The sequence below is a fragment of the Streptomyces pimonensis genome, assembly GCF_041380215.1.
GTDB lineage: Bacteria > Actinomycetota > Actinomycetes > Streptomycetales > Streptomycetaceae > Streptomyces > Streptomyces pimonensis.
The window spans coordinates 88,235-97,330 of the sequence record NZ_JAHWZY010000027.1; the positions used below are offsets into that span (position 1 = coordinate 88,235).

8 protein-coding genes are annotated in these 9,096 nt (G+C 71.7%); 7 read left to right on the forward strand and 1 reads right to left on the reverse strand.

From position 1 onward, the window contains the following. Positions 1-102 precede the first annotated feature (102 nt). The 6 genes from KYY02_RS24085 to KYY02_RS24110 all read left to right on the forward strand — a co-directional run bounded on the left by KYY02_RS24085 (position 103) and on the right by KYY02_RS24110 (position 6,738). Positions 103-273 (forward strand): Trm112 family protein, encoded by a 171-nt coding sequence (locus KYY02_RS24085; RefSeq protein WP_371241222.1) that lies wholly within the window; start codon positions 103-105, stop codon positions 271-273. A gap of 63 nt (positions 274-336) precedes the next feature. Beyond that, a complete protein-coding gene (locus KYY02_RS24090; RefSeq protein WP_371241225.1) occupies positions 337-1,464 on the forward strand; it encodes an SIS domain-containing protein in 1,128 nt (375 codons plus the stop codon). Positions 1,465-1,559: 95 nt separating this feature from the next. Then, complete coding sequence (gene manA / locus KYY02_RS24095) at positions 1,560-2,711, forward strand: mannose-6-phosphate isomerase, class I (RefSeq protein WP_371241227.1); 1,152 nt, start codon at positions 1,560-1,562, stop codon at positions 2,709-2,711. Between the two features lie 142 nt (positions 2,712-2,853). Beyond that, positions 2,854-3,834 (forward strand): cation diffusion facilitator family transporter, encoded by a 981-nt coding sequence (locus tag KYY02_RS24100; protein ID WP_371241229.1) that lies wholly within the window; start codon positions 2,854-2,856, stop codon positions 3,832-3,834. 681 nt (positions 3,835-4,515) lie between these two features. Continuing rightward, a complete protein-coding gene (gene ahcY / locus KYY02_RS24105; RefSeq protein ID WP_371241232.1) occupies positions 4,516-5,973 on the forward strand; it encodes an adenosylhomocysteinase in 1,458 nt (485 codons plus the stop codon). Between the two features lie 150 nt (positions 5,974-6,123). Then, positions 6,124-6,738 (forward strand): hypothetical protein, encoded by a 615-nt coding sequence (locus KYY02_RS24110; RefSeq protein ID WP_371241234.1) that lies wholly within the window; start codon positions 6,124-6,126, stop codon positions 6,736-6,738. A 19-nt stretch (positions 6,739-6,757) separates the two neighbouring features. Here KYY02_RS24110 and KYY02_RS24115 read toward each other — a convergent pair whose 3' ends face one another. Next, positions 6,758-7,720, reverse strand: coding sequence for an RDD family protein (locus KYY02_RS24115; RefSeq protein ID WP_371241236.1), 963 nt, complete (start codon positions 7,718-7,720; stop codon positions 6,758-6,760). A gap of 148 nt (positions 7,721-7,868) precedes the next feature. On the opposite strand from KYY02_RS24115, the gene KYY02_RS24120 reads away from it, so the two are divergent. Beyond that, complete coding sequence (locus KYY02_RS24120; RefSeq protein ID WP_371241238.1) at positions 7,869-8,876, forward strand: stage II sporulation protein M; 1,008 nt, start codon at positions 7,869-7,871, stop codon at positions 8,874-8,876. Positions 8,877-9,096 lie beyond the last annotated feature (220 nt).

Consider the following 9,096-nt stretch of genomic DNA (forward strand, 5'->3'; position numbering starts at 1 on the left):
GCCCACCCACACCCCTGCCCCGCGCCGGTCACCGCCCGGCCCGCCGCCCACCCTCCACCGGCGGTACCCTGACCAGCACATCCACCCAGCGAAGGGACCCCCATGCCACTCGAAGCCGGCCTCCTGGAGATCCTCGCCTGTCCGGCCTGCCGCTCCCCCCTCAAGGAGCAGGACACGGAACTGGTCTGCACCGGCCAGGACTGCGGCCTGGCCTACCCCGTCCGCGACGGCATCCCCGTACTCCTCGTCGACGAGGCACGCCGCCCCGCGTAACGGGTAACCGGCACACCACGCACCGACGACGCCCCGCCGATCGGAGATCGGAGCCTGCCGCCCATGCTCGACGAATCGCTGCTCGACTCACCGCAGGGCCTCGCCGAGGCCGACCGTCGCGCCCTGCTCCGCGGCGCCGCCGAAGCCGGCGCCCGCGTCCGCACCGCCGCGCGGTACGCCGCCGAAGCCGGCGTCAACGAGCTGAAACCCGACGGCCGCCCCCGCGCGGTGCTCATCGCCGGTCCCGGCGCCGCCGCCACCCAGACCGCGGACCTCCTCGGCACCCTGGCCGGAGCCGGCAGCCCCGTCACCCGCCTCGCACCCAGCGGCGTCGCCCCCGCGGCAGGCGCCCTGCGCTGGGAACTGCCCGGTTGGGCCGGCTCCGTGGACCTGCTCCTCATCGCCACCCCGGACGGCACCGAACCCGGGCTCACCCTGCTCTCCGAGCAGGCGTACCGCCGCGGCTGCACCGTCGTCGCGGTCGCCCCCGCCCGCACCCCGCTCGCCGAGACGGTGAACGGCTCCGTCGGCCTGTTCGTCCCCATGGCCACCGCCTCCTACGACCAGGACCAACCCCTCGCCGCCTCCGCCCCCGGCGTCCTGTGGGCGCTGCTCACCCCGCTGCTCGCGCTCCTGGACCGCACCGGCCTGCTCACCGCCCCGCCGGACGCCCTGGGAAAGATCGCCGACCGCCTCGACGGCATCGCCGAACGCTGTGGACCCGCCATCGCGACGTACAGCAACCCCGCCAAGACCCTGGCCGCCGAGATCGCCGACGCGCTCCCCGTCGTATGGACCGAAGGGGTCTCAGCCGGGCCGGCCGGCCGCCGCTTCGCCGCCGCCCTCGCCGAGCTCTCCGGCACCCCCGCCGTCGTCGCCGAACTCCCCGAGGCGCTCGCCGCGCACAGCGCCCTGCTGGCCGGCCGGCTCGCCGCCGGCGCGGACCCGGACGACTTCTTCCGCGACCGCGTCGAGGAGGCGCCCGCCCTGCACGCGCGCGTGGTGCTGCTCCGCGACCGCCCCATCGGCGGCCTCACCGCAGCCCCCGCCGCCCGTGACCTGGCCCTCACCCACGACACGCCGATCAGCGAGCTGGAACCGGAGGCGGGCGGCGAACTGGAGACCCTCGCGGAGCTGATCGCCGTCACGGATTTCGCCGCCGTTTACCTGGCGCTCGCCTCAAGGGCCTGATCATGCCAGGGAACACCTGACCCTCCCCCGCGCGGACGCACGGCACGCACCGCGCCGCCCGCACGAGAACCGGCAGAAGGAACGCGGAGAACCCCATGGACCGCCTCGACAACACCATCCGCCCCTACGCCTGGGGTTCCACCACCGCCCTCCCGCGGCTGCTCGGCACCGAACCGACCGGTGAGCCGCAGGCGGAGATGTGGATGGGCGCCCACCCCGGCGCGCCCTCGCGCACCGACCGGGGCACGCTCGTCGAGGTCATCGACGCCGACCCGGAGCGGGAACTCGGCCCGGACGCGGTCGCCAAGTTCGGCCCCCGTCTGCCCTTCCTGCTCAAGCTCCTCGCCGCCGGAGCCCCGCTCTCCCTCCAGGTCCATCCCGACCTGACCCAGGCGAAGGAGGGCTATGAGGACGAGGAACGCCGCGGCGTCCCCGTCACCGCCCCGCACCGCACCTACAAGGACGCCAACCACAAGCCCGAACTGATCTGTGCCCTCACCGAGTTCGACGGCCTGTGCGGCTTCCGCGACCCGCAGCGCGCCGCCGGACTCCTCGACGGCCTCGGCGTCGACTCCCTCAAGCCGTACGTCGACCTGCTGCACGCCCGCCCCGAAGAGGCTGCCCTGCGCGAGGTCCTCACCGCCGTCCTCACCGCCGACCCCGACGAGATGGCCCGCACCGTCGCCGAGGCGGCCGCCGCCTGCGACCGCCTCGGCGGCGCGTACGCCCCGTACGCCGACATCGCCCACCACTACCCGGGCGACCCCGGCGTCATCGCCGCCATGCTTCTCAACCACGTCCGGCTCCAGCCCGGCGAGGCACTCTTCCTCGGCGCCGGCGTCCCGCACGCCTACCTCGAAGGCCTCGGCGTCGAGATCATGGCCAACTCCGACAACGTCCTGCGCTGCGGCCTCACCCCCAAGCACGTCGACGTCCCCGAACTCCTGCGCATCGTCCGCTTCGAGGCCGGCGACCCCGGCGTGCTGCGCCCGGAGGCCGGCCCGGACGGCGAGGAGGTCTACGAGACCCCCATCGACGAGTTCCGCCTCTCCCGCTACGTCCTCCCCGCGGGCGGCGTCACCCACGGCCTCACCCTGGCCGCCCCGCAGATCCTGCTCTGCACCGCCGGTTCCGTACGGGTGGGAGAGCACGAACTGACACCGGGCACCTCCGTGTTCATCCCTTCGGGTGAGAAGGCCGAAGCATCGGGTACCGGAACCCTGTTCAGGGCCACTGTCGTCATCTGACCGTCCTGCGACGACGGTTCGACGCGCCGCCGCCGAACGGGGCTGCGACAATGGCCCACCGTCAAAGGACGGGCGAAGCCTTGGGCGGAGTGATCCACGTCTGCCCGGGCCCACACGGAGTACGAAGGGACAACGCGGACACATGAGCGCGTCAGGCGGCACCAAGGCGATCGTGGCGGCACTCGTCGCCAACCTCGCGATCGCGGTAGCGAAGTTCGTGGCGTTCATCTTCAGCGGCTCGTCATCGATGCTCGCCGAGTCCGTGCACTCGGTCGCCGACTCCGGCAACCAGGGGCTGCTGCTGGTGGGCGGCAAGAGGGCCCAGCGCCGGGCGACCCCGCAGCACCCCTTCGGCTACGGCCGCGAGCGCTACATCTACGCCTTCCTCGTCTCCATCGTGCTCTTCTCGGTCGGCGGCATGTTCGCCCTCTACGAGGGCTACGAGAAGATCAAGCACCCGCACGAGCTGACGAACTGGTACTGGCCGGTCGGCGTCCTCGTCTTCGCGATCATCGCCGAGAGCTTCTCCTTCCGCACCGCCATCAAGGAGTCCAACGCCCTGCGCGGCCAGCGCTCCTGGAAGGAGTTCATCCGCCACTCCAAGGCACCCGAACTGCCGGTCGTCCTCCTGGAGGACCTCGGTGCGCTCGTCGGCCTGATCCTCGCCCTCGGCGGTGTCGGGATGGCCCTGGCCACCGGCGACAGCGTCTGGGACGGCATCGGCACCCTCTGCATCGGCGTGCTGCTCATCCTGATCGCCCTGGTCCTCGCCGTCGAGACGAAGTCACTGCTGCTCGGTGAGGCCGCGGGCGTCGAGGAGACCCGGAAGATCGAGGCCGCCGTCGTCGACGGCGACACCGTCACCCGCATCATCCACATGCGCACCCTCCACATCGGTCCCGAGGAGCTGTTGGTCGCCGCGAAGATCGCCGTCCGGCACGACGACACGGCCACCGAGATCGCCTCCGCCATCGACGCCGCCGAGTCCCGCATCCGCGACGCCGTCCCGATCGCCCGCATGATCTACCTCGAGCCCGACATCTACAGCGAGACCGAAGCCGCCAAGGGCGCCGGCCCCGAGGGCACACCCGGCGGCCCGACGCCGCACGACACCGCCCACTGAGGTCCGACCCGCAGGGAACCGCAGGACCTCACGACGGAGGGGCGGCCCGCGCCAGAAGTGCGCGGGCCGCCGCTCCGTACCGAACTTCGCCGACCGCCGACCGCCCGCCCCGCAAGCACACCGATCGGACCCGCGATCGCCATGAGCGGTCCGAGCAGCGTGGCCCCGGTGAGCAGCACCACATCCGGACGGTCCTCCGTCACCCGGCCCCGCGCCGCCCGCACGGGCGCCGTGCCGCCACGGTCGCCGGCGAGGAACCGGGAATCCCGCGCATGTCCGCGCCCGAGCTCCTCCCGCACGGCCCGTCCGTGCGGGCGCGACCGGCGGTCATCGACGAGCACTCGGGCGACTTCACGGGCAGGCCCGTCCGTGCGGGCGCGACCGGCGGCCCGCACGACGAGCACCGGGGGACCGGCGCGGGATGCCCGCCAGATCGGCCTGATGTGTACGCGGGCAGACTGGGGCAGGCCCGGCCGGTCGGTGTAGCTTGGGACGGAGCCAGACGTCGCTGCTGATGGCGGTCGGGCGGTCCACCACGGACCGGCCGAGGGAGAGAGGGCCTCCGACGGACTGCGCTGCGCGCACGCGGGCATGCCTGTGTCCTCCTCGGGCACCCCTGTGTCCGCCGCCGTGCAGACCAGCCGTACCCACCTCGACCCACACTCCGAGGAGCAGCTCGCAATGACGACTGTCGACAACCGACAGGACTTCAAGGTCGCCGACCTCTCCCTGGCCGAGTTCGGCCGCAAGGAGATCACCCTCGCCGAGCACGAGATGCCCGGCCTGATGGCGATCCGCAAGGAGTACGCCGACGCCCAGCCCCTGGCCGGCGCCCGCGTCACCGGCTCCCTGCACATGACCGTGCAGACCGCCGTCCTCATCGAGACCCTGGTCGCCCTCGGCGCCCGGGTCCGCTGGGCGTCCTGCAACATCTTCTCCACCCAGGACCACGCCGCGGCCGCCATCGCCGTCGGCCCGGACGGCACGCCCGACAACCCCCAGGGCGTTCCCGTCTTCGCCTGGAAGGGCGAGACCCTCGAGGAGTACTGGTGGTGCACGGAGCAGGCGCTGACCTGGCCGGACAGCCCCACCGGCGGCCCCAACATGATCCTCGACGACGGCGGTGACGCCACCCTCCTCGTCCACAAGGGCGTCGAGTACGAGAAGGACGGCAAGGCCCCCTCGCCCGACACCGCCGAGTCCGACGAGCACCGCGTCATTCTCGAACTGCTCAACCGCACCCTGGGCGAGAACCCGCAGAAGTGGACCCGGCTCTCCTCCGAGATCCGCGGTGTCACCGAGGAGACGACGACCGGCGTCCACCGCCTGTACGAGATGCAGCGCGACGGCACCCTCCTGTTCCCGGCGATCAACGTCAACGACGCCGTCACCAAGTCGAAGTTCGACAACAAGTACGGCTGCCGCCACTCCCTGGTCGACGGCATCAACCGCGCCACCGACACCCTGATCGGCGGCAAGACCGCGGTCGTGTGCGGCTACGGCGACGTGGGCAAGGGCTGCGCGGAGTCCCTGCGCGGTCAGGGAGCCCGTGTCATCGTCACCGAGATCGACCCGATCTGCGCCCTGCAGGCCGCGATGGACGGCTACCAGGTCACGACGCTCGACGAGGTCGTCGACAAGGCCGACATCTTCATCACCACGACCGGCAACAAGGACATCATCATGGCCTCGGACATGGCCAAGATGAAGCACCAGGCGATCGTCGGCAACATCGGCCACTTCGACAACGAGATCGACATGGCCGGCCTCGCCAAGGTCCCCGGCATCGTCAAGGACGAGATCAAGCCGCAGGTCCACACCTGGACCTTCCCCGACGGCAAGAAGATCATCCTCCTCTCCGAGGGCCGTCTGCTGAACCTGGGCAACGCCACCGGCCACCCGTCCTTCGTGATGTCCAACTCCTTCGCGGACCAGACCCTGGCCCAGATCGAGCTGTTCACCAAGCCCGACGAGTACCCGACCGGCGTCTACGTGCTGCCCAAGCACCTCGACGAGAAGGTCGCCCGCCTCCACCTCGACGCACTCGGCGTCAAGCTGACCACGCTCCGTCCGGAGCAGGCCGAGTACATCGGCGTGCAGGTCGAGGGCCCGTTCAAGCCGGACCACTACCGCTACTGAGCCCACGCTCCCACCGCGGGGAGCCCGTCCGAGCACGGACGCGCTCCCCGGCAGCAGGTCCTCCGAGGCAGGCCCCCGCACCCCCGTGCCGGGGGCCTGCCCCATGTGTGGACCGGCGACCGGCCCAGCCCGTCACGACCCAGGACCCCCATGCCCCGCGGCCGCTATTCGCTCCACGATCCGCACGACCACACCCCCCTCGCAGAAGAACACTTCCACTGTGCCCCCGGCCCCTCCGGCTGGCGTTACGTCTCCCAGCTCACCGCCTCCTCAGGCGATCACCTGGGCTCGGTCGACCTCGCCCTCGACGAACTCGGCCGCCCCATCCGCCTCGAACTCCACGCCGCGAGCTGGCAGGTCCGCGGCGCCGCCCTCGACGGCGTCACCTGGGTCCGCACCGACCCCACCGGGGACCACGCCACCGAAGGCAATGCGCGCGCCCACGCCTTCACCGGCTCGTCCCCCGCCTTCCTCGTCGCCACCGCCCGCCTCCTGCGCCTCACCCCCTCGACACCCGCCACCCGCGTACGCCTCGTCGCCTTCACGCACCCGGTGCTCGCCCCCCGCACCCTGGACCAGTCCTGGGCGCTGGTGAAGAGAGAAGCACACACCACTGACAACGGCCCCCTGACCGTGGACGAGTACCAGGTCACAGCCCTGGACACGGGTGAGCAGCACTCCGTGCACCTCGCCGGGGACGTGGTCCTCGCGGCCCCTGGCATCGAACTGGAAGACCTCGCATCACCACCGTCGGTCTTCGGCTGACCGGCGCCTTCCAAGGCGCCTACGCCGGCGGGGCGAACCCCGTCGGCGGCCGATCGGCCGGAGATCCCTCCTGCGACGGGACGGCCCGTTCCCCGTGCACCACGGTTCCCGGCTCCGTCGACGGATACGCAGTCGGCCGCACCTCCGGCGCCACGGTCGCAGCGGGATGCACCGGCGGGGCATGGGTGCCCGCCGTACCGGCCGCACCCGAGGCCCCGCCGCTCCCGGCCGGCCCGTGCCCGAACGTCCGCCGGGCCTCCCGGACCTGCCGTTCCTGCACCACTGCCGCGAGATACGCCGCAGGCGGCACCCCCGGCGGCACCGGCGCCCCCGTGCGGCCGGCCAGGTTCGCGGCCAGCTGCTCCGCCATCGACCGGCCGACCTGCGGATCGAGCTGCCCCATCCGCGTCAGGTACTGCCGGACGGCGAGCCACAGACCATCGGGCACCGCAGACAGATCGAGTCCCGAGAAACGCCCGGCCAACCACGGCGGAGGCGGTGGCACGAACCCCGCCTGACCGGCCGGCACCCGCTCCCGCACGACCAGGGTCCCCGCGAACACATCCCCGAGCCGTCGCCCCCGCGCCGACACCAGGGACGCGACGCAGGCCACGACCCCGAGCGTCATCAGGATCTCGATCACACCGATCAGGCCCCGCACCAGCGCGTGCCGGAACCGGATCGGCCCCCCGTCGTCCCGTACCACCCGCAGCCCGCATGCCATCTTCCCGAGGGACCGTCCGTGGCTGAGCGTCTCGACCAGGATCGGTCCACCGACCAGCACGAGGACGAACAAGGCGATCGAGATCGCCGCCCGTGCCGCCTCGTCCAACGAGGCCGTGGCGGTCACCAGGGCGACGGTCACCACGACGTAGACGGCCATGGCCGCCACCAGATCGAGCAGTACGGCCAGCGCCCTGCTGGGCAGCTTCGCGGGGCGCAGCTCCAACGCCACCGCCTCGCCCGTCACCAGTTCACTCACGCCCGCCACCCTTCCCCGCCTGCCCCGAACACCGCCAGTCTGCCAAGCTGATGACACATCGCACCGCAGTACGACCAGCCGATCAAGCCGATCATCCTTCCACCGGTCAGGTCGACCGCCGACGAACAGCCGAGGAGCAGGCACACCGATGGACCTCGACGTCTTCGTCTCCGCCCACCGCGGGGAGTGGGACCGCCTCGACGCCCTCCTCCGGCGCCAGCGCCGCCTCACCGGCGCGGAGGCCGACGAACTCGTCGTCCTCTACCAGCGCACGGCCACCCATCTCTCCCTGATCCAGTCGGCAGCCCCCGACCCGCAGCTGACCGGCCGGCTCAGTCAGCTGGTGGGACGCGCGCGCAGTGCCGTGGCCGGCGCCCGCCGGGCCTCCTGGCGGGACGTCACCCGCTTCCTGTCCCACAGCTTCCCGGCCGCTGTCTACAGGTCACGCCACTGGTGGGTGCCCACAGCGCTCCTCTCCACAGCCGTCGCGGCGCTCCTCGGCTGGTGGATAGGCACCCACCCCGAAGTGCAGGCGTCCATAGCGGCCCCCAGCGAGCTGCGCGAGCTCACCCGTCCCGGCGGCCAGTACGAGACGTACTACTCGAGCCACCCCGCGGCCTCCTTCGCCGCCCAGGTCTGGACGAACAACGCGTGGGCCGCGGCCCTCTGCCTGATCCTGGGTGTCTTCCTGGGCCTGCCGGTCCTCTGGATCCTCTTCCAGAACATGCTCAACCTGGGTGTCGGCTTCGGCCTGATGTCCTCCGCCGGCCGTCTCGACACCTTCCTCGGCCTCGTCCTGCCGCACGGTCTCCTGGAACTCACCGCGGTCTTCGTCGCAGCCGGCACCGGTCTCCGCCTCGGCTGGACCGTCATCGACCCGGGTCCCCGCACCCGGCGCGCGGCCTTGGCGGCAGAAGGCCGGGCAGCCCTGGCCATGGCGATCGGTCTCGCCCTGGTCCTCTTCGTCTCCGGTGCCATCGAGGGCTTCGTCACCCCGTCGGGCCTGCCCACCTGGGCACGCATCACCATCGGAGTCGTCGCCGAGCTGGCCTTCCTGGCCTACGTCTACGTCCTGGGCGGACGTGCGGCACGCGCCGGCGAGACCGGTGACCTGGAGGCGTTCGAACGCAGCGCCGACGTACCCACGGCTGCCTGATGTGCGCGAGGGCTCGCTGAGCTGTTAGTCTCCTCTTCGCCCCACAGGAGCCGTTGACACGGGTCCGGTGGGGAGGTAGATTCAAACAGTTGCCTGGAGACGGGGTACGACCCGGAAGGCGACAGTGAGGGTCTGTCAGCTTCTCGTCGAAGGATTTCTTTCGAAGGAGCACCCTCCCGATAAATCGGAAAACAAGGGCCGGTCAATCCGATCTGAGACT

Excerpts from the sequence above, each read along its gene's own strand:
- KYY02_RS24110 (WP_371241234.1), top strand. The coding sequence starts at position 6,124 with ATGCCCCGCGGCCGCTATTCGCTCCACGATCCGCACGACCACACCCCC.
- KYY02_RS24120 (WP_371241238.1), top strand. The coding sequence starts at position 7,869 with ATGGACCTCGACGTCTTCGTCTCCGCCCACCGCGGGGAGTGGGACCGC.
- manA (WP_371241227.1), top strand. The coding sequence starts at position 1,560 with ATGGACCGCCTCGACAACACCATCCGCCCCTACGCCTGGGGTTCCACC.
- KYY02_RS24100 (WP_371241229.1), top strand. The coding sequence starts at position 2,854 with ATGAGCGCGTCAGGCGGCACCAAGGCGATCGTGGCGGCACTCGTCGCC.
- KYY02_RS24090 (WP_371241225.1), top strand. The coding sequence starts at position 337 with ATGCTCGACGAATCGCTGCTCGACTCACCGCAGGGCCTCGCCGAGGCC.
- KYY02_RS24085 (WP_371241222.1), top strand. The coding sequence starts at position 103 with ATGCCACTCGAAGCCGGCCTCCTGGAGATCCTCGCCTGTCCGGCCTGC.
- ahcY (WP_371241232.1), top strand. The coding sequence starts at position 4,516 with ATGACGACTGTCGACAACCGACAGGACTTCAAGGTCGCCGACCTCTCC.